This is a genomic window from Colwellia sp. 6M3, assembly GCF_014077595.1.
Taxonomy (GTDB): domain Bacteria; phylum Pseudomonadota; class Gammaproteobacteria; order Enterobacterales; family Alteromonadaceae; genus Cognaticolwellia.
On sequence record NZ_JACGWF010000042.1, the window covers coordinates 12,308 to 35,944 of the forward strand.

Consider the following 23,637-nt stretch of genomic DNA (forward strand, 5'->3'; position numbering starts at 1 on the left):
AGTCAGGGTTAGGTTTACATTATGTTGTTAACGCAGTGGCTACTTGTTGCAATATTTGCATTAACACTTATCGGACTGGTTTTTTTTCCTAATAAACCTGAACGTGTTTTTGGTAGTACTACATTGTTGTGTTTAGCGGCATCATTTGTCAGCACCGATGATATTCTAAGTAATGCCGTTAATCCTGGTTTAGTCACTTTATTACTATTAGTGTTATGTTCTTTTGCTTATGAACGCACCAGTATTATAAGACGTATTTCGGCATTAATGCTCAATGGCAAGTCGACTACAGCCAGTTTTAGAACCCTCAGTTTTACCGCTTTAAGCTCAGCATTAATTAGTAATACCGCGGTTGTTGCTACCTTAATTTCGGTAGTTAAAAAAAATACCGTCGTTAACCCCGGTAAATTATTATTACCCTTATCATTCGCTGCTATTCTCGGTGGCACGTTAACCTTAATTGGTACGTCGACTAACTTAATTGTTAACTCTTTATGGCTTGAGCAAGGCCAAGAAAGTTTAGGTTTTTTTGATTTTACACTTGTCGGTGGTGCTGCACTTGTTGCTTGCTTATTGGTTATATTGCTACGTCAAAATACCTTAGCTGATATGCCAAGTGATCAGTTAGAGGTAAAAGAATATCTTGTTGAAGCACAGGTAAAACCAAACTCTAAACTTGTTGGAAAGAGCATAGAAGCCAATGGTTTAAGAAATTTAGATACACTATTCTTAGTTGAGTTAGTGCGTGAAGGTAGACTTATTTCACCAGTAACGCCTGATGAGGTTATTCAACCTGAAGACAGACTTATCTTTAGTGGTGACGTTAGTAAGGTATTAGTACTACAGCAATTTGATGGGCTTACTTTATTTGCTCAGCTTGATGGTTTACTGCGTGAGAACTTAACTGAAGTATTAATTAAACCTGATTCTGCCATTGTTGGTGAAACCTTAAAATCTGCAGGTTTTCGAGCAAGGTTTGATGCGGCTGTGGTTGCTATTCGACGTGAAGGTACATCGCTATCAGGTAAACTTGGTGATATTACGGTACAAGCGGGCGACTTTTTAGTGTTGGCGGTTGGTTCTGATTTTTGTGCTCGAACAAACTTAACAAAAAACTTTTATATTTTATCAGGTCATAAACCTGACAATATGCTGTCAGGTTGGCGTGACTCGTTAGCTATTTTTGGCTTTATAATTGCCATTGCATTGACTATGGTTACCAGCATAAGTTTACTGGCGAGTTTAATGTTTTATCTCGCGTTGCTTATTTTATCAGGGTGTTTAACCGTGAATGAAATTAAACGTCGCTTCCCGATTGAAATTTGGTTAATTGTGTTAGGCGCCTTAACGTTGGCACAAGCTTTTGAACATAGTGGTGTCGCAGCTATTTTTGCAAATGAGATCGAACAATTATTGGCAGGAAAAAGCGCGTTAATTGCTTTAGTTGTGATTTTTTTTATTACCTTGCTATTGACTGAGGTTATTACTAATAGTGCCGCTGCTGCTTTGGTATTTCCGGTTGCTTATAATATTGCCATTGGCTTAGGCGTTAACCCTTTGCCTTTAGTGATGGCGGTTGCATTTGGTGCGAGTGGAAGCTTTATCAGCCCTTACGGATATCAAACTAATATTATGGTGTTTAATGCCGGTAATTATAAAGTCGCTGATTTTATTAAATTTGGTTGGCCGATAACGCTTACTTATAGTTTTGTGGTGTTAATGTTGTTACCACAAATATTTCCTTTTTAAGATGGAATAATATGAAAACTGAAAATACTGTTTGGCACACTCAACAAGTGAGTAAAACGCAACGAGCTGAATTGAAAAAGCAAAAAGCTTGTTTATTATGGTACACCGGCCTGAGTGGCTCAGGTAAATCTACCATCGCTAATGCCGTAGACGCTTTATTGTTTCAACGTAAATGTCATAGTTACTTACTTGATGGTGATAATGTTCGCCATGGCTTAAATGGTGATTTAGGCTTTAGCGATGAAGACAGAATTGAAAATATTCGCCGCATTAGTGAAGTAGCGCAGTTGTTTGTTGATGCAGGGTTAATTGTTTCAACTGCTTTTATTTCACCTTTTGCCGCAGATCGTGAAATAGCGGCGAAGAAACTTGGTGCTGGCGAGTTTATTGAAGTATTTATTGATACTCCGATTGCCATTTGTGAGCAACGAGACCCTAAAGGGCTATATAAAAAAGCTCGCGCCGGAGAAATCAAAGACTTTACCGGTATAGACTCAACTTACGAAGCACCTGAAAACCCTGCGATTCATATTGATACTAGTGACAAAAGTATTGAACAATGTGCTCAGCAAGTCGTTGATTACTTAATTGAGCATGGTTTTATTTAAAGGAGATTTTGCGTGCATTATGATGTTTTTAATGGTGATGCAGATGGCATTATCGCGCTACTACAATTACGTTTAGCTGAGCCTAAGGTTTCAAAACTGATCACAGGCGTTAAACGCGATATTCAATTATTACAGCAAGTACCGGTGAATCTTGCAACGTCGGTTACCGTGTTAGATATATCGATGGAAAAAAATATTGCGGCATTAGCAGGGTTGCTGGCGAAAAAAGTTGAAGTATTTTATGTTGATCATCATCGTACAGGCTTAGTGCCAAACTCTGAGTATTTAACCGAACTTATTGATACTGATGCTAACACTTGCACCAGTTTGTTGGTCAATCAACATTTAGCGGGCCAATATGCGCTTTGGGCTATTGTCGCGGCATTTGGTGATAATATGTTACAAGCCGCTGAGCAACTATCACAACAAGCGGGTTTATCAGCTCAAGAACAAGCACAATTAAAAGCGTTAGGCATTTATATTAACTACAATGGCTACGGTCGAAGCGTTGAAGACTTACACATTGCGCCTGATACTTTATTTAACACGCTACTTAATTACCCCGACCCATTCACCTTAGTCAATGAAGCTGATTCAATATTTACCTTACTTGAACAAGCTTACTTAAGTGATATGACCCAAGCTAAACAAGCAAAGGTTTTACATGACGATTCTGCATTGCAGGTTATTGAACTTGAAGATGCCGCTTGGTCACGCCGTGTAAGTGGAGTTTATGGTAATGAGTTGGCCAACCTCAACCCAAATAAAGCCCATGCAGTTTTCACGTTAAATATTGATAATACTTATACAGTGAGCTTGCGCGCACCTATAAATAATAAAATAGGTGCTGGTGAATTATGCGCTCAGTTTGACACCGGTGGTGGTAGGGCAGCTGCCGCAGGGATAAACGAATTACCGAAAGAAAAACTTGGTAACTTTATTGCGTTAGTGTCAAAATATTACCAATAAAAGATAATGCTTTTTAAAAAATTGGCTGAATAAACCTTATAAGGAATTAAACATGAGTTTGTTGATCACAGGTGGTACGGGTTTTATTGGTAGCCACACGGTTGTTGAATTGCTCGCGCTAGATAAAGATATTGTTATTGTTGATAACTTATCAAATTCTTCTACGTTAGTGCTTGACCGTATTAAACAAATAACAGGTAAGTCGGTGACATTTATTCAGGCAGATATATGTGATCACCAAGCATTAACAAACGTTTTTCAACAACATGATATTGAAGCGGTTGTTCACTTTGCTGGTTTAAAAGCTGTTGGTGAGTCGAGTGAGATACCACTAAGTTATTATCATAATAATGTTTCTGGTTCGGTAACGCTTTTACAAGTTATGGCTGAGCAAAATGTGAAAAACCTGGTATTTAGTTCATCAGCAACGGTTTATGGTGAAAATAACCCTTCGCCACTTGATGAAACTATGCCAACGTCAGCGACTAATCCTTACGGCCAAACCAAACTCATGATAGAGAATATTCTGTTTGATTTAGCGCGAAGTGATGAACAATGGTCTATTGCTTGTTTACGTTATTTTAATCCGATTGGCGCGCATGATTCTGGATTGATTGGTGAAAACCCTAATGGTATTCCAAATAATTTATTACCTTATGTATCACAAGTCGCCGTTGGCCGATTAGCCCAGTTGCAAATTTTTGGTGATGATTATCCAACAACTGATGGTACAGGCGTTAGAGACTATATTCATGTTGTTGATTTAGCCCAAGGCCATGTTAAAGCGCTTGAGAAGTTAAGCGAAATTAAAGGCTGTGTACCGATTAATTTAGGTACAGGTAATGGCACGTCAGTTTTAGAAATAGTTAACACGTTTAAAGAGATTTCAGGACAAGATATTCCTTATAATATTGCGCCACGACGCGCTGGAGATATTGCCACGGTTTATGCTGATGCTAATGTTGCTAACACCTTACTGAATTGGCATGCAAAGCGTGATTTAGCAACTATGATCACTGATACTTGGCGCTGGCAGTCACAAAATCCTAATGGTTTTGAATAGTTAACGCTTGGCGTCGGCCTGCATCTATTTTGTCAATTTGATGGTTTAGATGATTAATAGCATTGATGGACTGTAGTTCAATCGATAAAAATGCGATAAAAACAAAAAACCTAATATTCTCATATTAGGTTTTTTTAGTTTGGTACTTTAAACATGGGTTTTAACTAATTAATAGTTGGCCATGGTTTGTTCATCAGCCCAAGCAATGGCTTCATTATAATGTTTAAGTACGCTAGCTTTCTCTAAACCAAGTCTTTTCATTATTACGGATGTTTTTGACCACTCAGCGCGCTCAATAAACTCTGCTAACATAATTAAAGCGGCCATATCACCTTCGCGCGTTAACAAGGTGTCTTTTATTTCTTGAGCAAGTGGTAGCTTAGTTAGAATGCTTTCTAAATCTTCATCTACAATGGCATCAATTAATGACAGTAAGCCAGTTAAAAAGGCAATAGCTTGGTCTATAGGTGACTTAACGTCTTTAGCCGTTAGATCACAAAACTTTGCACGAGCCATTGCTGCATTGATAAGTTCAGACGGTTTTTCGGGGTTAATATTTGCTGCAAACATTAAACCAAGAAAGCGTTTTAATTCAGCAGAGCCTAATGTCACTAGTGCTTGTTTTATTGTTGAGATTTCAGTTCTACGTTTGAAAATCGCAGAATTTGCGTAACGCAATAATTTATACGACAAAGTTACGTCATGTTCGAAAACTGCGGTAATACTGGCTAAATTTACTTCTGTTTTTGATGTTTCATAAAGTAATTCTGCCATGGCAATTTGCGATGGTGATAAATTTTTAGTTTTTACCATTTCAGGCTTGGCGAAGAAAAAACCTTGAAATAGCACAAAACCTAGCTCTAATGCTTGGTTATATTGCTCATAAGTTTCAACTTTTTCTGCTAAAAGCTTTATATGTGGAAAATCTACAATGGCGGCTTTTACTTCTTTTATAATTTCTAGTGTAGTGTCTTGCCAATCGATTTTAATAATATGTATAAAGGGATAAAAGTGTTGCCAAACAGGCTGATGAATATAATCATCGAGTGCGATGGTATAGCCTTTTTCATGCAAGTCTTTACATATTGATAATAATTTTTTACCCGGCTTTACCGTTTCTAGTATTTCTACTACTAACTCTTCAGTAGTTAAGGTTTCAGGGTAGCCTTTAATTAGGGTTTCTAAAGTAAAATTGATAAAAGCAGGTTTATTCCCTGTAAATTCACTGATGCCAAGGTTGAAATTACTGGCTTCGATCATTTTTGTCGTTGCTTCGTCACCATCAATGTCAGGGAAGACATTAATTATACTGTCGCGAAATAAAAGCTCATAGGCAAATAGGTTTTTATCTATATCTAGGATGGGTTGCCTAGCTGCATAAAAGTACATACAAATTCCTAATTAATCCGATGTTATAACAGATAATTTTTTTATTTTAACTTAGTATTATTGTTCGGCAAAATAGATTTGCACATTAGCTTTCTTATTTATAACACATATATTTGTGAATACTCACGAAAAAACATGGAAACAGCTATTAAGTAAGCATATTATTGTTGTTCACGTTCAATTGATTAACAAAATGTTATTTTTTGAACAGTTTTAATGCCAATCGGGTCAGTACTTGTTAAGTTAAAAATAACACAGTTCGATGGGTAGAATTTTTTTTGGAGGTTAAATGGCTATAGGAACAATGATTTCATTGGCACTATATTTTGCTGTAATGTTAGGAATAGGTTTATATGCGTTTAAAAAGTCAACCAGTGACGTTTCTGGTTTTATGTTGGGAGGCCGTAGTTTAGGCCCTGGGGTAACAGCCTTATCTGCTGGGGCTTCAGACATGAGTGGTTGGATGCTGATGGGCGTTCCTGGACTTATGTATACAGTAGGTTTGAGTAGTGTTTGGATTTCACTCGGTTTAATCCTTGGCGCGTATTTAAATTATCTCATTGTTGCACCAAGATTAAGAACCTATACCGAAATGGCAAATGACTCTATTACCTTGCCAGACTTTTTTGAAAATCGCTTTGCTGATAGTTCTCGTGCACTTCGTATTACTTCCTCAATCGTTATTATTTTGTTTTTTACGCTTTATACCTCTTCAGGTATTGTTGCTGGCGGGAAGCTGTTTGAAAGTTCATTCGGGTTAAGTTATGAAGTTGGTCTCTATGTAACCGCAGGCGTTGTTGTGCTTTATACGCTGTTTGGTGGTTTCTTAGCGGTAAGTATGACTGACTTTGTTCAAGGCTGTATTATGTTTGTTGCTTTGGTGTTGGTGCCTGTTGTAGCAATATCAGATGTTGGAGGTACAGATGCAATGCTGACCACCATTGAGCAATTAAATCCTGAGTTTTTAGATTTTTTTAGTGGCGTCAGTCTTATTGCTATTATATCTGCTATGGCTTGGGGGCTTGGCTATTTTGGTCAACCGCATATTATTGTGCGTTTTATGGCTATTCGATCGGTAGATGATTTACCAACGGCGAGAAGAATAGGCATGAGTTGGATGATAGTTGCGTTATTTGGCGCTATGGCAACAGGTTTTGCTGGCGTAGCTTATGTGGCGAAAACAGGTTTAGCCGTAAACGATGCTGAAACAATATTTATTTTATTGGGACAAGTACTTTTTCATCCACTTATTGCTGGTTTCTTACTTGCTGCGATATTAGCGGCAATTATGAGTACCATTTCTTCACAGTTGTTAGTGACGTCTAGTTCGTTAACAGGTGACTTCTACCAAGCGTTTTTAAATAAAGATGCTAGTGAAAAGCAACTTGTTTTAGTCGGGCGTGTATCGGTAGCAGCGGTAGCACTTGTGGCTATTTTTCTTGCTTATGATCGAGATAGTTCAATATTAACTTTGGTAAGTAATGCTTGGGCCGGATTCGGTGCAGCATTTGGACCTTTAGTTATTATGAGTCTATATTGGAAGAAAATGAATCGTCATGGCGCGTTAGCCGGTATGTTAACAGGCGCTATTACTGTATTAATATGGATTTATGCGCCGATTACCATTAATGGCCAGTCTCTCAGTTCGGTTATGTATGAAATTGTACCTGGCTTTATTGTGGCAAGTATTGCCATTGTAACGGTGAGTAAAATGACGACAAAAGAGCAACCAGAGATAGAAGCATTATTTGATCAAGTTGCTGCCAAGCACTAAATCAATAATAAATGAAGCTTTGACTATCCATAAAAAAGCCATGACATTGTCATGGCTTTTTTGATTGTGCTAAACGCAAGTTTTATAGTAAATACAGCTTTATGATATCAAGTAGTTAATCACTAAATTGACCAAGTAATATTTTTATTAACTCGTTCTTGCCATTGTTTTATAGGTTCGTTTTTATCTCCAACCACAACAATATTCGAGTGATTAAAGTGTAAAGACTTACCACGTAATTTGGCATCTTCAAAATTAGCGACAAACTCAAGATCTTTATCATCGGGTAAAATGAAAACATTAACCGGGCTTGATTGACCTTGAAAAACTAAGTGCAGGCTTTTATTACCGTCAAAACGACAATAGTCAGCAAAAATGAGTGTACCAAAGGTACTATCAAAACTGCCTTTAAATACGGCCATTTTTTCATTCAATGATGCTAAGGTAACTGTTGGCTCTGCAGTGTTAGAAAAATGCTTTGCTTCATAATTAACATGGGCAATGGCATAATCAGCTAAATTTTTATAAGTGCTAGAGAACATCATAAAGTTAGCTGTTAACCCCATTACTAGTGCTACAGAAGCAGCCATGGCTAAACGCACACGGGTTTTACTTTTTTGTTGCTGATGGCTAGCTAACGTTTGACGTAAAATTAACTTGTTAACTAAATCGTCAGGCACAGGAATATTCATTGCCTGTGCAATTTTATTATCTAAGTGCTCAGTTTCTTGAACAAACTTTTGCTTTGCCGGATCATTTTTTATGGCGGCATATATTGCATCGTCACGACTTTTGGGATCGGCTAAGATGCTACGTCTAAATTGCAAATCATCCATTGTGTAGACCTCTCAATTTTGGCTCGTCGTCTACGGCCTCTTTCAATTGATTGCGAGCACGAAATAATCGTGTCATCACAGTATTTTTATTTAATGACAACATGGTGGCGATTTCTTCACCACTAAAGCCACCAATTACCTGTAAAACTAATGGTTCACGGTATTCTTCAGGCATTTGAGCTATTTTTTCACGTAACCAATGGTTTTCAATTTCTTGTTCACTGCTGGTTGCTTTCACATCAGTGATAGTCGCTTCTTCGTATTCGCTCATCTCAAATCGCTTTCGCTCAAATCGACGGGCATTTTCTCTACGCAGAATAGTAATTAACCATGACTTTGCCGCTTTTTCGTCTTTCAACGAGTCAAGCGCACGCCATGCACGTAAAAATGTTTCTTGCACTAGGTCTTCAGCAATGTGTTTATCGTGGCATAGCCAATAGGCATACCGATATAAATCTGCATGTAATGCTTTAACGAGTGCTTCGTATCTAACTTGTTTAGTCGCCATGTTGTAAGAGACCTGAGGCTTTGTCATTTTATTTCACACGAATACATATTTTTTAGATAAATATATTATATCTTGAAATGTAGAAGAAAGTTAGTGGGGAGGTTTTGGTCATTATTGAGTGAAAATAGCAATGTTAAAAAGGAGCTATTTTCTATAGCTCCTTTTGCTGTAGTAAATTTACACGCTAGCCTATGGATTAAGGCTGAGTTCAGTGTTAACTAACTTTACATTATTTTGCTTATTTAAGTTTTGTATCGCATCGATTAGGTTATTGCCAGACCATTGGCTAGGGTTTTTCCCATAATAACTTTTTTGCAACTCAATAATAGCGTTAGAAAGCGCTTTGTCTTTAAAGTAGCTATGTATTGAATCTAGTGTAGTTAATAACTCGCTGTTTGAACTTTGTGATTGTGCCCAAGGTAATAAGTTAGCTAAGGCTAATTCGCCGTTATTTTTTTTACATGCTGCTAATAGGGCAAGGTATGCGTTATTTACTTTTGGGTCAGACACTTTTGTTGTTTTTACTGACCTGGTAGATCGTTTAGCTGATATAAACCAAGCCAATAAGGTTAAAAGCCAAAGACCAAGAAATAGCCATTGCAAAAAGTTGTCAGATTGAATAACTATCTTTTCTATTACTTTGGGTGCGGTTGGGTTTTCAAGGTTAACGCTTGGTGGTTGTTGTGTCGTCACGGGAATTATATCTGTATTAGGTAATACGCTGATTTTTTGTCCTGGTATTTTTGCTAGTTCGGCTTTATTTGTGACTGTATTCCACCAAGGGATGGTAATTTCGGGTAACTGATATTCACCTGCTTGACTGGCAACAATAGCAAAATTAATCACCTTTTGGCTGACAAGTCGCTCATTGTTAAGGCCGGTGTGAAGTTCTGGCTGATCAGGATAAACTTTTAATCCTTGCGGCACTTCCATAGTAATTTCAGGCAATTGCTCTTCTGAAAGTCCAGCTGCTGTTAATGTAATGGTGCGTGTAATCGGCTCACCGACTTTAAATTTACTTGGCTCTGGTTGCCATTCTTGGTGTAGCGCTAATAACTCGCTAGGTAACCATGCGCCGGTTATTTCAGTTGGAATAGCTTTGATGGTTAATGCAATATCATCGCCAATAATACTTACTGGCTTAGTATCTGCAAAGCTGAGAAAGTTTGAGCGTCGAGTTGATGGCATCATAATTTCGCCTGAAAAAATGGGCGACTTTAATATCACGTCACCACTTTTTTGTGGGCTAATAGCATATATACGTTCAATAATACGGTAACGTTTACCGTTAATAATGTTTTCTGATTCTTTATCTTTGCCAATTTGTAAAATATTAGCGCCAGTTAATGTTGGCTCAGTTAAACTACCGCGTTTAAGTTCTGCTGCGAAATGCAACTTTACCGTCAAGGTAATTTGCTGTTGTACGTATAGCTCAGTAGCCGATACTTGCGTAGTAATAAATAAATCTTGTTGAGCTGAGGTGACAGATTTGTCAGCCGCTAACACGTTTAGCTTGATCGCTTGGGTTTTAACGCCGTCTATCTCGAACCTAGGAATAATAATTTCACCAGATTGACGAGGTATTAATACCGTATTCCATGTAGTGGTTCGTGTGGTATTAAAATTAACCATACTTGTTTGAGAGTTCACCGAAGTTCGGCCAACAATAAAGTCAGTTAACAACGCGGAAGTATCTAATGCGTTTCTGTCAATATCGTCGTCGGCAGTAACGGTGAGTATTAAAGACTCATTGACCATGACCGGGTTTTTGTCTACCGATGCACTGACTGATGTTAACGCGTAGCTATGAAACGATAATGAAATAGCCAACAAAGAAATTATTATTCTTACCACTTTTTCTTAACTCCTACATTTCGGCGATCTTGATTTCGTTTTTGATACTCTAATTGCATTTTGTTTCTCAGCAACATGTAAGGGTCGTCTGTTACTTTGTTCAACAATTGCTGATGCTTTTGTTCGGTTTCTTTGGCTAGTTGCTCAGCCAATTGTTGCGCTTCAGCGCTTTGTTCTTCGTTAGATGATTCAGCTTCTTCGGCTTGTTGCGCCTTGTTAGCTTCTTGTTCATCTGATTGTTCTTGCTGCTCGCTGTTATTTTGTTCTTGTTGTTTTTGCTCTTCAGAGCTTTCTTGTTCAGTAGACTCATCTTGCTCCGATTGATCTTTGGGCTCTGAGTTTTGCTGACCTTGTTGATCACCTTGTTGCTGTTCGCCTTCTTTACTTTCATCGCTTTGACTTTGGTTTTCTTGATTGTCGCCTTCTTGACTATCACCATCTTGATCTTGTTGCTCTTGATCTTTGTCTTGTTGCTGATCGTCACCTGACTGCTGTTCTTGATTCTCTTGCTGTTTTTTTAATTGCTCGAGAATAGCTTTATTACTTTTTGCATCTTCTAAATTTGGATCCTGCTGTAATGCTTTATCATAAGCCGCTATTGCTTCATCAATTTTTTGTAATTTTGCTAGCGTATTACCTTGGTTGTATAGCGCATCTGCGGTGTTTTCTTGTTGAAATGCCGATAAGGCTTGTTCGTAATTACCTGCTTTGTAGTGTGCGCTGCCTTGCCACAAAGGATTTTTAAATTCTTCTGCTGCTTGTTGATATTGCTCGCTATTAAAATGCGCTTGCCCTTGTTGGTCTTTAGTTTTGAATAGATCTTGCCAAATATCGGCATACGCATTGTTATTAGGTATTAACATTAGGGCAAACGGTAATGTAACCATCAAGGCACCGCGTCGAAAGTAGCCTAATAGCAGTGGTAGAATTAACAAGAGTAAATAGGGGCCGAACTCTTGCCATTGATCGCCAGTGTTTTCGCTTTCTTTAGTGTTGTCGGTGTCATTAACGAGAGGCTTGTAGGTAAGTCGCTCAATATCTTTATTGTCATGGGTAAGGGTGGTGTAGTTTCCTCGGCCTCGCTTTGCCAAACCTCGTAATGCTTGTACCGTTAACTTAGGTACAATTATCGCGCCATTGTCGTCTTTCATTAACTCGCCATTGCTGAGTTTAATTGGCGCACCAGTTTTTGTACCCACGCCAAGAATATTGAGGCGGTAAGGGTGTTCACGCGACCATTGGGTTATATCTTGAATATCTATATTATCGATACCATCAGTAAACCAATATATATCTCCATCGTTATGGCCTGCATTAATTAGCATTTCATTAGCCAACGATAGTGCTGCAAAAGGGTTGCTACCAAGCACCGGCATTAACTCTGGGCTTAAAGACGGTAAAAGTAATTTTATATTATTGCTATCGTCAGTTAATGGACTAATGCTAAAAGCATCGCCAGCATAAGCGATAAGCCCGATTTCACCTTCTTTAATGTTATCGAGTAAATCGATAGCTTTGTAGCGCGCACGTGTTAATCGGTTGGGCACAACGTCGGTTGAATACATAGAATACGACATGTCCATGATTAGCACTGAGCCTTGTGCTACTTGATAAACTGGTTGAGGTAATTTTTGCCAACTCGGCCCCGCCATGGCTAATATTGAGAGTAAACCAATAATAAAAGGGAGTGCTAATGAGCTAGATTTTGCTTTACTGTTACCTTGTACAAGTACTTTCGATAGATGTGCAGGTAAAAGTTGTTGCCAGCCCGATTGTTTGACACGTAGTTTTTTGAGCAAGAACAACATGAAAAATAAGACAATAATGGCGAGTAGCCAGAACGGGCGAATAAAATGAAAGTCAGCCATATTAATGCTTACCTCCTGAAAGTTCTTTTTTTCGAACAAGTAATTGGGTATTAGATATACTTTTAACTAACAAAGTTAATAAACTTATCAATAATGCTAAACCTAAAGGCCAATAAAACAATGCGCTGAGCGGGCGCATTTGTTGTTGTTCTTGTTCTACAGGCTCTAAGTCATCTAATAACTTATAAATTTTACTCATGTCTTCGCTAGCCCTAGCTCTGAAATAATAACCGCCGGTTTCGTCAGCAAGGCGTTGTAAAGATTCTTCATCAAGTTCACTAGAAGGGTTAACACGACGAGAGCCAAATAATGAATTTTGAATCATGACATCAGCGCCAATACCGATAGAGTAAATGGTAATGTCTTTGGCAACCGCTAGCTCAAGTGCTTGTTCGGGGGTGATCTTACCTGCGGTATTTTGACCGTCAGTTAATAACAATAATACGCGGTTAGAATCTTTCTTTTCGTCAAAACGTTTAACGGCTAGTGCAATAGCATCACCAATAGCGGTTTGTTTACCCACAAGACCTAATACTGTTTCATCGAGCATTTGTTGCACAGTTTTACGGTCAAAGGTCATAGGTGTTTGCATATAGGCATCGTCACCAAATAAAATCAGACCTAGTCTATCGCCACTGCGACGTTCTATAAACTCACCGAGTAATACTTTTAACATATCTAGGCGATTGACACTGCGACCATTCAAACTCATATCTTCAACTTGCATACTGCCAGATAGATCGACAGCGATCATCATTTCACGGCCTTCAGTCGGCACATTAACGGCTTCACCAAGCCATTGAGGTTGAGTGCTAGCTAATACAACTAACAACCAAATAAGACTGAGTATTAACAGTGAGCCTTTTTTCTTTTCTGGCGCAAACTCTTGTGTTTGCATACCTTTAATGATGGTTGGCATTCTCAGTGGTGCAGCTTGAACTTGTTTTTTTGCCGGTAGCCAATAAATGAGTAATGGTAACGGCAGGGCGATTAATGCCCAAAGGAAGTCAAAATGGATCATGCTTTGACTCCACTTTTGTCTGTAGTAATGTCGACTGATTCATTTTCAACTTTTGTACTGCTAACACTCTGCACTGAAACGTATTCATCTTTAATTTTAGAATGACTTAAGATCGAGAGGTCTTGTTTTGGCGGTAGAGCATGTTTGAGCCACAATTTTGCCGCAGAAGAAAAATCGCTAGATATTTGGCTAGCGGAATCAATTTGGTAGACAGAAGTAAAATGCTCGCCACTCAACTCAAAAAAATTGCTTTGGTGTTTAACGGGTAAGGTACTTTTTAAGAACACTTTAAATGCTTCACCCGTTAAGTGAGCTACTTGTTCTCGTGGGAAATATTGTAAAGCAGCCCATTTTAGTATGGTGACCATAGTACTTATTTCAGTTGTTGCCGCTAATTGCTTTAATGCTAATTTTTGTACTTTACGTTTACTATAATATTGACGGATTTTTATTACACCGTAAATCATAAACGCCAGAACAATAACGGCGATTAACCACCAACCTGGCGCAATAGGGTAGTTATGTACATTATTAGGTAAGTGAATATCGCTAAGTTGGGCTAACGGATCCATGATGCTACTCCGCGATGTAATTGGGTTTCGAGCGCTTCGCTGGCACAAAAGTGCAGTAAACGTGCGCCTGCTTTAGTTAATTGCTGTTCTAAGGTTTCGTTTAAGAGCATCGCTTGTTGATGATACTTTTCAGCAAAACCTTTATCACCCAGTATAAATTGTTGTCGCTCGTTGTTATCACCGTTAGTAATGGCAACGCTAATTTTATTAACACTGTCAGGGAGTTGTTGCTCGAGTGGATCGCTAATCAAGCAAACGACTAATTCACAGTGTCGACTAATATTAGCCAAATGACGCACCGCTTCATCTGAAAGGTTAAATGCATCAGTAATTAAATAAACTAAACTGCCTGGTTTTGAAAGTTGGCGTAAACGCGCGCAATTTTGCTCAAAGGCTAACCGTGCTTGTTCTCGATCTAAGGTTTCGCTAGCCTGTAAAGAGTCAGCATGGCATTTGACTAAAGCATGCAAGTAATGGAGCACGCCTTGTTGTCGGCTGCGCGGTTTTAATTCAGTGTGGCTATGTTGATTAAACACGACACCACCAACGCGATCACCACGCGACTTAGCATGCCAAGCGACTAAAGATGCTACATGTGCTGCTTGTACCGATTTAAAAAGTAAACGGCTGCCAAATAGCATACTGGTACTTAAGTCAGTGGCGATAAGTACCGGGCGTTCAACTTCTTCACGAAATAATTTTGTGTGTGTTTTACCTGTACGCGCCGTGACTCGCCAGTCAATAGCACGAATATCATCACCGTTTTGATAATGACGTACTTCGTCGAATTCCATCCCTCTGCCTTTACTGCGAGCGAGATAGTTTCCTGACATTTTACCGTGTGAGCTTTTAGCCGCGGCTAAATTAATTAGTGAACTTTTCGTTTGATAACGAATAAGTTCATCTATGTTTAATTCAATACCGTTACTGACAAGTTCATCAAGCAAAGTTTGCGGATTGTTTTGCTCAGTTAATTTTTTTTGATTAAACCACATAAGGGTAACTTGCGCCTAGGCAACTGCCACTAAACTGAGCAAGTGATCAAGTAGTTGATTACTACTGATACCTTCGGCCTCAGCTTGATAAGTCATGATTATGCGATGACGCAATACATTATGAAAAACCGCCTGTACGTCTTCAGGGCTAACAAAATCTCGGTTATTTAGCCAAGCTCTTGCTCGAGCACAACGATCTAATGCGATAGTGGCACGAGGACTAGCACCATATGCAAGCCACTGTTTTAATTTGTCATCATATTTTTCTGGCTGACGAGTCGCCATAATTAAATCGACGATATAAGTTTCTACCGCAGGTGCCATGTGAATTTTCATCACTTGTTCACGTGCTGCAAAAATATCGGCTTGAGTGATTTCTTTAACGGCTTTTTGCTCTGTTTTTAATGCTTCACCACGATTAAGTTTTAAAATTTCTAACTCGCTCACCGCATCAGGGTAGCCAATTTCAACATGCATTAAAAAGCGATCGAGCTGTGCTTCAGGTAAAGGGTAAGTACCTTCTTGCTCTATCGGGTTTTGTGTTGCCATCACTAAAAATAATTCGGGTAGTGGGTAAGTATTGCGACCAACAGTAATCTGGCCCTCAGCCATCGCTTCTAATAAAGCCGATTGTACTTTTGCTGGCGCACGGTTTATTTCATCAGCCAATACTAAATTACGAAACAGTGGTCCTGGTTGAAAAACAAAGGTGCCATCTTCTGGGCGATAGATATCGGTGCCCGTTAAATCTGCAGGTAATAAATCAGGTGTAAATTGAACTCGATGAAAGTCTGCCTCTAACCCTTGAGCTAACGCATTAACAGCTCGAGTTTTTGCTAAACCCGGAGGACCTTCTACAATAAGGTGACCATTAGCTAAAAGTGCAATGAGTAAGTTTTCAACCAGCGCGTGCTGTCCGATAATTTGTGAAGATAAATGTTCTTTTAATGAGGAAAAATGTTCAATAGCCATAGTTTATCGTTCTTATTGATTAAAAAAGTTTACGTCAGCACTTCTGACCCACAGATAGATATAAGGTTCAGGTTTAAAAAAAACAAGCATAATGATAAAAATTTTAAGATTTTTTATTAGCTTTTTTAATGCCTTGGTATTAATTTTACTAAGTTTTGTGAGCTAATCATTGAATTATTTCTATATATGTTTAGAATTATAATAAATCCAAAGAGGTCTGACCTCTTAAGTGTTGCAATAAGATGGAATTAAAAATGACAAAATCAAAATTAGTAACCGGTAGTGGAGAACGCATAGCAATAGTTGCTGGTTTGCGTACACCTTTCGCAAAACAGGCGACTGCGTTTCATGGTATTCCTGCGGTCGACTTAGGCAAAATTGTTGTTAATGAGTTACTGCAAAAGCATGACGTTGATCCTAAAATTATTGATCAGTTAGTTTTTGGTCAAGTTGTGCAAATGCCAGAAGCACCAAATATTGCACGTGAAATTGTTTTAGGCACAGGAATGAATGTTCATACTGATGCCTACAGTGTATCACGCGCTTGTGCGACTAGCTTTCAATCAACGGTTAATGTAGCTGAGTCAATTATGGCCGGTTTTGTTGATGTTGGTGTTGCTGGTGGTGCTGACTCATCTTCTGTTGCACCCATTGGAGTATCGAAAAAGTTCGCACGTACTTTACTTGATTTAAGTAAAGCTCGTTCATTTGGTGCGAAAATGGCACTTATTCGTAAACTTAATTTTAAAGATATATTACCGGTTCCGCCTGCGGTTGCTGAATACTCTACTGGTTTGTCAATGGGGCATACTGCTGAGCAAATGGCAAAAACTCACGGTATTACTCGTGAGGCGCAAGACGCGTTAGCTCATCGTTCTCACACTTTAGCAACAAAAAGCTGGCAAGAAGGTAAGTTAGCTGGCGAAGTAATGACCGCACACAGCGAACCTTACAAATCATTTATTGAAAAAGATAACTGTATTCGTGAAAACTCTGAATTAGCCAGTTATGCGAAATTACGTCCTGTTTTTGATCGAAAACACGGTACAGTTACCGCTGCAACAAGTACACCGCTAACCGATGGTGCTTCAGCAATTTTAATGATGCGTGAAGGTCGAGCAAAAGAACTAGGCTATAAACCACTAGGTTATATCCGCAGTTATGGCTTTGCTGCCATAGATGTTTGGGAAGACATGTTGATGGGTCCAAGCTATGCCTCACCAATAGCCTTACAGCGTGCAGGGATGAATTTAGCCGACTTAGATCTTATTGAGATGCACGAAGCGTTTGCAGCTCAAGCATTGGCTAATGTGAAAATGTTTGCCAGCAATAAGTTTGCACAAACACACTTAGGTCGCGATAAGGCCATAGGCGAAATTGATATGGACAAGTTTAATGTTATGGGTGGATCTTTAGCTTATGGACATCCATTTGCTGCAACAGGTACACGCTTGATTGTACAAACATTGAATGAACTTAACCGTCGTGGCGGCGGTGTAGGCTTAACCACCGCTTGTGCAGCGGGTGGATTAGGTGCGGCTATGATCGTGGAGACAGACTAATGACTGATGTAAAAATTACAGAACAAGAAAATAACAAGACCTTTAGCTTAGCGCGCCAAGAAAATGGCATTGCACATTTAATTATGGATGTTAAAGGCGACTCCATGAATACGTTAAAAGCTGAGTTTGGCGATGAAATTTCAGAAATATTAAAAGAGATACGTCAAGATCAAACAATTGCAGGCATTGTTTTAGTCAGTGGTAAAACCGATTCTTTTGTCGCAGGTGCTGACGTACACATGTTAGCGAACTGTACTTCTGCTTCGGAAGCCACGGCTTTATCTCGCCAAGGTCAAATGATTTTTGATCAACTAGAGAACTTATCTATTCCGGTTGTAGCAGCCGTTCATGGTGCTTGTTTAGGCGGTGGATTAGAACTTGCTATGGCGTGTCATGCCATAGTGTGTAGTGATAGTCCTAAAACAGCGTTAGGCTTGCCGGAAGTACAATTAGGTTTGCTGCCTGGCGGCGGCGGTACACAAAGACTACCCAAGCGAGTTGGTATTCAAAAAGCATTAGATATGATGCTAACCGGTAAACAGCTTCGTGCTAAGCAAGCATTAAAGGCTGGCTTAGTTAGTGATGTAGTGCCGAATAGTGTTTTGCTTCAAACAGCAGAAAAATTAGCGTTGTCTGGTAAGGTAAAACCTAAAGCTCGTAAATTATCAATGATGGATAAGTTGCTTGAAGGCAACGGTTTAGGTCGAAGCGTTTTATTTAGTAAAGCAACCAAAATGGTGTTAAGCCAAACTAAAGGAAATTACCCTGCACCTTTAAAAATAATTGAATGCATTAGAGCAAGTGTAGAGCAAGCGCCTTCAAAAGGTTATCAAGTGGAAGCCGACCATTTTGGTCAGTTAGTGATGTCAGATGTTTCAGCGCAGCTTAGACAACTATTTTTTGCAACAACTGATATGAAGAAAGAGCAAGGAGTAGCAGGTGTTGCTCCAGAAAAAATTACAAAAGCCGCGGTACTTGGTGGTGGGTTAATGGGCGGTGGTATTGCTTTTGTTACGGCAACAAAAGCTAAATTACCCGTGCGTATTAAAGATATTTCACATCAAGGAATTAGTTATGCCTTGAAGTATGGTTATGACTTGTTAAATAAAAAAGTTAAACGCCGTTTTATGCGCCATAGCGAAATGCAAAGTCAGCTAGCGTTAATTACAGGCACTACTGATTATACGGGCTTTAATGACGTAGATATTGTTGTTGAAGCGGTATTTGAAGATCTAACATTAAAACAAAAGATGGTTGCAGACATTGAAAGCCATTGTAAAGAAGAAACTATTTTTGCCAGTAATACTTCAAGTTTGCCTATTGGCCAAATAGCAGAGAAAGCTTTACGTCCTGAAAATGTTATTGGACTACATTATTTTTCGCCTGTTGATAAAATGCCGTTAGCTGAGATCATTGCTCATGAGAAGACCTCAGATCAAACCATTTCTACAACCGTTGCGTTTGCTAAACAACAAGGTAAAACACCGATTGTTGTTAAAGACAAAGCAGGATTTTATGTCAATAGAATTTTAGCGCCTTACATGAATGAGGCGGCTATTTTATTATTGGAAGGTTGCTCAATTGAAGCACTTGATAAAGCCATGGTTAAATTTGGTTTTCCTGTTGGACCTATGCAGTTATTAGATGAAGTTGGTATTGATGTAGGTGCTAAAATTGGTCCTATTTTACAAGCAGAGCTAGGTGAGCGATTTGCACCACCTGCCGCATTTTCTAAATTAATTGATGACGGCCGTTTAGGTAAAAAAGTTAAAAAAGGCTTTTATCAATACAATACCAAGAGTAAGAAGAAATTAGTTGATGATAGTGTATATACCCTATTAGGTCTGCAAGTTAGTAATACAACCGTGACAGATGCGCAAGCTGAGCGTTGTGTTTATATGATGCTTAATGAAGCGGCTCGTTGCCTTGATGAAGGAATAGTTCGAAATGCGCGAGACGGAGATATTGGCGCTATATTTGGGATTGGCTTCCCTCCATTCCTTGGTGGACCATTCCAATATATGGATAAAATAGGTGCTACAACGTTAGTAAGTAAACTCAGCCAATGGCAAGCTGAATTCGGTGAACGATTTACACCTTGTGATGCATTAATAAAAATGGCTGAGCAAGGCGAGAGCTATTATAACTAGCATACCAAACATCATATTGTGCTAACGGCACATAGTTGCCGAAACAGCGGCAATAATTGACTAAAAAAGAGGCAGTAAACTGCCTCTTTTTTTTATGCTTTTTAAAAATCATATATGGCTGGTTCAATAAATTAATCACTAATCAAGAGGAAATAGTTTTTGAATATTTACTCTAAACTTGCTAAAATTTGCGCGTTTATTGGACTTCTCTTTTGTAAGTAGATATTTTTTCGAAGTGAGTAGAGCATGATTATATTATTAAGTGTGATATTGAGCGTTGTTTTTTCTGTATTTTTTTATTGTCAGGCAATAAGTAGTGGTTTGGGTGTAAAGCGATGGGCAACGGCGGGTTTGATGTTTGGGCCCTTTGTTTGGCCAATGTTCTGTATGAAAAAACGTTTAAAGACTTATCAGCGTTTTGGTTTTGATTGTTTATTGTTTTCAGCATAATCCGTTAACTATTTGGTGTTTATAAATAGCTTGAGCTTATTGTAAACACGCTACCTTCCTTGTAGCTAATGTCTAATACACTTTTATAGCCTAATGTTAGACTAAAAGTGCTTAATTCCACCATGTACTAGCTGGCATCTCTTTAATTTCGATACCGGCAGCAATAGTATTTCCAGTCTTTTCAGTAACAAATAATGATTTAATTAAATTAATCATAAAGCCTCCTAAATACGAACCATACCGCGTTTAGTGCCAATGCGAACCATACCACGTTTTGTACCAATTTCTTTAGTGTCTAGTTGCTCACTATCGATGCGTACCATTCCACGTTTAGTGCCTATACGAACCATGCCACGTTTTGTACCAATTTCTTTAGTGTTTAGTTGGTCATCATGTATACGAACCATTCCGCGCTTTGTGCCTACCTCATTTACTATTAAAGTATTGAGGTTATCGACTGATGCAGGTGTTGTTGACATTGCCAAAGATAAAATTAATGAACTAAGCATACTATTTCCTATTTAAGTTATTATTATATTCAATAATAGATAAGCTAGAAACGTGCCAAAAGTTCAAGCCCTTTATTTATAAGGCTTTGAACTTAATATTGAACAAGGTAAACTTAAGTGTCAGAAAATCGACGCTAAAGAGTTAAAGTTTATTTGAACCAAAGGATGTGGATTTATTTGTAATTTGAAAGGAAAGTAAATATTTTTGAAAATCATTTTCAGGGAGCGGTTTACTGTATAAGTAACCTTGTAATTGCTCACAACGTAAACCTGATAAAAAACTCAGCTGTTGGTTTGTTTCAACGCCCTCTGCCACAACTTGCATCCCTAGGTTGTGAGCTATAGTGACTATCGTAGCAACCATATTTCTACCTTGCTCAGAGGTTTCAATATCATCAACAAAGGCTTTGTCTATTTTTAGCGTATTTAATGGGAATTTTTTCAAGTATGCAAGCGAAGAGTAACCCGTGCCAAAATCATCTAATGATAAGTGAATCCCCATCGCGCGAATTTGCAGCATAGTATCAATCGCTTTTTGAGGTGAGTCCATCACGGTACCCTCAGTTATCTCTAACTCTAAATACTTTGCAGGCAAGCGACTTTCTTTTAACGCATCAGCAATCATTGCGACTAAATTTGGCTGAGTAAACTGCACAGCTGAGAGGTTAACTGCAACACGACCGTCAAAAAGACCTGAATCTACCCATTTTTTGGTAGCAATACAGGCCTTTCGTAGTACGACTTCACCAATATCGATTATTTGCCCTGTCTCTTCAGAAACCGGTATAAATACCACTGGACTTATGATGCCTTTTTTAGGAGTCTCAAAACGCACTAACGCTTCCATACCGGCTATTTTCCCGGTAGTGATCTCGATTTTTGGCTGATAAAAAACCGAAAACAAATCCTCTTTTAAACCGTGTCGAATTAAACTCTCTATTTGCAGGCGTTTAACGGCGGTTTTATTCATCGAGTCACTGAAAAATTGGTACTTATTACCACCGATATTTTTAGCATGGTACATAGCGGTATCTGCATTTTTAAGCAATTCTTGTGGGGTTTTTCCATCCTCAGGGTAAAGCACAATACCAATACTACTATAAAGTACAATTTCTTGGCTTTTGAGCCTAAGTGGCAAAGCAATAGATTTTAAAATCTCTTTCCCAATAGTTGTGATCGTGTGAATATCATTCGTGTTTTCAATAATTAAACTAAACTCATCACCACCTAAACGATAAACAGTATCAAGGTTTCTTCCTAGGCTTTTTATACGCTCAGCAACTTTACACAACAATACATCGCCAACTTCATGACCTAATGAGTCATTTACTTTTTTAAAGTTGTCTAAATCGAATACTAGCAGCGCGTGTGGGACTTTACTCTTAACCAATTTCTGCTGGTTTGCTTGGAAATAAGCGCGATTAGGCAGGCCTGTTAGAGTGTCGGTATTTGCAAGTTTTCTTAACTCTGCTTCTGTTTGTTTGCGCTTGGTTATATCAGAGAAAACACCAACAAAGTGTGAAACATTACCACTTTCATCACGAATAATATCAATATTTAAATCGGTTAAGTAAAGGTCACCGTTATCGCGGGTGTTTTCGATTTCACCGTGCCAACTGCCTTTGGTAATTAAGTGTTTTTTTACATTTTGGTTAAAGCTGTCCGGATAGCGTTCAAATTTGAGTAAGGTGCCACGCATTTGTAACTTACTTCTACCGGTAATTCTTTGAAAGGCTTTGTTAACATCGACGACAGTAAATTGACGATCGTAAATAACAATAGCATCAGAGATGTTTTCTATACATTTAGCAAAGAGCTTTAAACGTTCATCAGCGCGTTTTATTTGACTAATATCTTTTAGCGTACCAGTCATCCTGCTAGGTTTGTTTTTTTCGTCACGTTCAACAATTTTTCCGCGATCGAGTACCCAAATCCATTTTTCATCTTTATCTTTTACACGATATGTCGCTTCAAAATGTTTACTGCTGTCTTCAAAGTGCTGGTTTAATGCTTCTCTAACACGAGGGATATCATGTTGATGGATATTAGTTTGATCAGCGCCTACATTACGTTTACCATCTTGTGGAAACTCTAATATCCCCCAGATGTTTGAACGAAATATTTTACCGCTTTTAATATTCCAATCCCACATTTCATCACCGCTCCCCCAAAGTGATAATTTAAGACGTTCTTCACTTAGCTTTATCTGTAGATGATACAAACGCTTATGACGGACTTGTTGCAGTATATAAGCGATGATTAGAAGTGTGAAAAGGCTATAAACTAGTAGTGCAATGCGAGATAGCCACCAAGGTGGCATGACAGTAATGTCTAATGTGTTGATTGAACTCTCTTGTTCGCTTTGTAAGTCAAATGCTTGGACTTCAAAAGTGTAATCACCTGAGCTTAAGTTTGTATATGTTGCTCTTTGATTGTTTTTTCCTGAATCTATCCATTTATCTTCTAGCCCTAACAAGCGATAACGATAATTTAGTTGACTTGGTAGCTTTACGTTAGGCGTAACAAACTCAATACTAAATTGAGATTGTATATGCTGTAATTTAAGCGAAACAAGATGGTTCGGTGAGTTTTCTATAGAAAAATTGTTACCTTTACTATCTAGGGTGGAAGTGCTTTCAACTGGAACTTCTTTATTTGCTATTAATACTCAAGTTTCGGGGTTCACTTTTAACCAATAAAAGTGAATTATCCCTCATTCTAAGGCTTCTTGCCGCAAAGTAAAATTATCCATTTGCATGACTTGCGTAAAAAAATCGACAACCGTCTG

Annotated in this window: 19 protein-coding genes; 8 read left to right on the top strand and 11 right to left on the bottom strand. The window is 38.5% G+C overall.

The window, feature by feature from the left end:
- Nucleotides 1–21: 21 nt before the first annotated feature.
- The 4 genes from H4J50_RS10660 to galE are packed head-to-tail and all read left to right on the top strand — an operon-like array spanning nt 22 to nt 4,389.
- Nucleotides 22–1,749, top strand: a complete 1,728-nt coding sequence (locus H4J50_RS10660) for an SLC13 family permease (protein WP_182256294.1) — start codon at nt 22–24, stop codon at nt 1,747–1,749.
- A gap of 11 nt (nt 1,750–1,760) precedes the next feature.
- Entirely contained in the window at nt 1,761–2,357 is a 597-nt protein-coding gene (gene cysC / locus H4J50_RS10665; protein WP_182256296.1) for an adenylyl-sulfate kinase, read from the top strand.
- 12 nt (nt 2,358–2,369) lie between these two features.
- Complete coding sequence (locus H4J50_RS10670; protein WP_182256297.1) at nt 2,370–3,326, top strand: DHHA1 domain-containing protein; 957 nt, start codon at nt 2,370–2,372, stop codon at nt 3,324–3,326.
- Nucleotides 3,327–3,378: 52 nt separating this feature from the next.
- On the top strand, nt 3,379–4,389 hold the full coding sequence (gene galE, locus H4J50_RS10675; protein WP_182256299.1) for a UDP-glucose 4-epimerase GalE: 1,011 nt from the start codon (nt 3,379–3,381) through the stop codon (nt 4,387–4,389).
- 168 nt (nt 4,390–4,557) lie between these two features.
- On the opposite strand, the gene H4J50_RS10680 is transcribed toward galE, so the two are convergent.
- Nucleotides 4,558–5,778, bottom strand: a complete 1,221-nt coding sequence (locus H4J50_RS10680) for an EAL and HDOD domain-containing protein (RefSeq protein WP_182256301.1) — start codon at nt 5,776–5,778, stop codon at nt 4,558–4,560.
- Nucleotides 5,779–6,067: 289 nt separating this feature from the next.
- On the opposite strand from H4J50_RS10680, the gene putP reads away from it, so the two are divergent.
- On the top strand, nt 6,068–7,552 hold the full coding sequence (gene putP, locus H4J50_RS10685) for a sodium/proline symporter PutP (protein ID WP_108455150.1): 1,485 nt from the start codon (nt 6,068–6,070) through the stop codon (nt 7,550–7,552).
- A 122-nt stretch (nt 7,553–7,674) separates the two neighbouring features.
- Here putP and H4J50_RS10690 read toward each other — a convergent pair whose 3' ends face one another.
- From H4J50_RS10690 to H4J50_RS10725, 8 genes are all read right to left on the bottom strand, one after another.
- The gene (locus tag H4J50_RS10690; protein WP_108455151.1) at nt 7,675–8,388 is read right to left on the bottom strand and encodes a DUF3379 family protein; all 714 of its coding nucleotides are present in this window, start codon (nt 8,386–8,388) and stop codon (nt 7,675–7,677) included.
- Nucleotides 8,381–8,896 (bottom strand): sigma-70 family RNA polymerase sigma factor, encoded by a 516-nt coding sequence (locus tag H4J50_RS10695; RefSeq protein ID WP_239059171.1) that lies wholly within the window; start codon nt 8,894–8,896, stop codon nt 8,381–8,383. The genes H4J50_RS10690 and H4J50_RS10695 overlap by 8 nt, the downstream gene beginning before the upstream one ends.
- 189 nt (nt 8,897–9,085) lie before the next feature.
- Nucleotides 9,086–10,750 (bottom strand): BatD family protein, encoded by a 1,665-nt coding sequence (locus tag H4J50_RS10700; protein WP_310733264.1) that lies wholly within the window; start codon nt 10,748–10,750, stop codon nt 9,086–9,088.
- Entirely contained in the window at nt 10,744–12,618 is a 1,875-nt protein-coding gene (locus tag H4J50_RS10705) for a VWA domain-containing protein (protein ID WP_182256303.1), read from the bottom strand. The genes H4J50_RS10700 and H4J50_RS10705 overlap by 7 nt, the downstream gene beginning before the upstream one ends.
- Before the next feature lies 1 nt (nt 12,619).
- Nucleotides 12,620–13,639 (bottom strand): VWA domain-containing protein, encoded by a 1,020-nt coding sequence (locus H4J50_RS10710; protein ID WP_182256305.1) that lies wholly within the window; start codon nt 13,637–13,639, stop codon nt 12,620–12,622.
- The gene (locus H4J50_RS10715) at nt 13,636–14,211 is read right to left on the bottom strand and encodes a DUF4381 domain-containing protein (protein WP_182256307.1); all 576 of its coding nucleotides are present in this window, start codon (nt 14,209–14,211) and stop codon (nt 13,636–13,638) included. Before H4J50_RS10715 ends, H4J50_RS10710 begins: the two co-directional genes overlap by 4 nt.
- Nucleotides 14,199–15,206 carry a DUF58 domain-containing protein gene (locus tag H4J50_RS10720; RefSeq protein WP_182256309.1) on the bottom strand — a complete coding sequence of 336 codons (1,008 nt, stop codon included), beginning with the start codon at nt 15,204–15,206 and terminating at the stop codon, nt 14,199–14,201. The genes H4J50_RS10715 and H4J50_RS10720 overlap by 13 nt, the downstream gene beginning before the upstream one ends.
- Before the next feature lie 15 nt (nt 15,207–15,221).
- Nucleotides 15,222–16,178, bottom strand: coding sequence for a MoxR family ATPase (locus tag H4J50_RS10725; RefSeq protein ID WP_182256311.1), 957 nt, complete (start codon nt 16,176–16,178; stop codon nt 15,222–15,224).
- A 254-nt stretch (nt 16,179–16,432) separates the two neighbouring features.
- Between H4J50_RS10725 and fadI the strand changes: the two genes are divergently transcribed.
- The 3 genes from fadI to H4J50_RS10740 all read left to right on the top strand — a co-directional run bounded on the left by fadI (nt 16,433) and on the right by H4J50_RS10740 (nt 20,340).
- The gene (gene fadI, locus H4J50_RS10730) at nt 16,433–17,740 is read left to right on the top strand and encodes an acetyl-CoA C-acyltransferase FadI (protein ID WP_108455158.1); all 1,308 of its coding nucleotides are present in this window, start codon (nt 16,433–16,435) and stop codon (nt 17,738–17,740) included.
- Nucleotides 17,740–19,890, top strand: a complete 2,151-nt coding sequence (fadJ, locus tag H4J50_RS10735; protein ID WP_108455159.1) for a fatty acid oxidation complex subunit alpha FadJ — start codon at nt 17,740–17,742, stop codon at nt 19,888–19,890. Before fadI ends, fadJ begins: the two co-directional genes overlap by 1 nt.
- Nucleotides 19,891–20,136: 246 nt before the next feature.
- Nucleotides 20,137–20,340 (top strand): hypothetical protein, encoded by a 204-nt coding sequence (locus H4J50_RS10740; RefSeq protein WP_108455160.1) that lies wholly within the window; start codon nt 20,137–20,139, stop codon nt 20,338–20,340.
- Between the two features lie 224 nt (nt 20,341–20,564).
- On the opposite strand, the gene H4J50_RS10745 is transcribed toward H4J50_RS10740, so the two are convergent.
- Both H4J50_RS10745 and H4J50_RS10750 read right to left on the bottom strand, forming a co-directional pair.
- The gene (locus H4J50_RS10745; protein WP_182256313.1) at nt 20,565–20,849 is read right to left on the bottom strand and encodes a hypothetical protein; all 285 of its coding nucleotides are present in this window, start codon (nt 20,847–20,849) and stop codon (nt 20,565–20,567) included.
- Nucleotides 20,850–20,991: 142 nt separating this feature from the next.
- Nucleotides 20,992–23,511 carry an EAL domain-containing protein gene (locus H4J50_RS10750; RefSeq protein WP_310733265.1) on the bottom strand — a complete coding sequence of 840 codons (2,520 nt, stop codon included), beginning with the start codon at nt 23,509–23,511 and terminating at the stop codon, nt 20,992–20,994.
- Between the last annotated feature and the right edge of the window lie 126 nt (nt 23,512–23,637).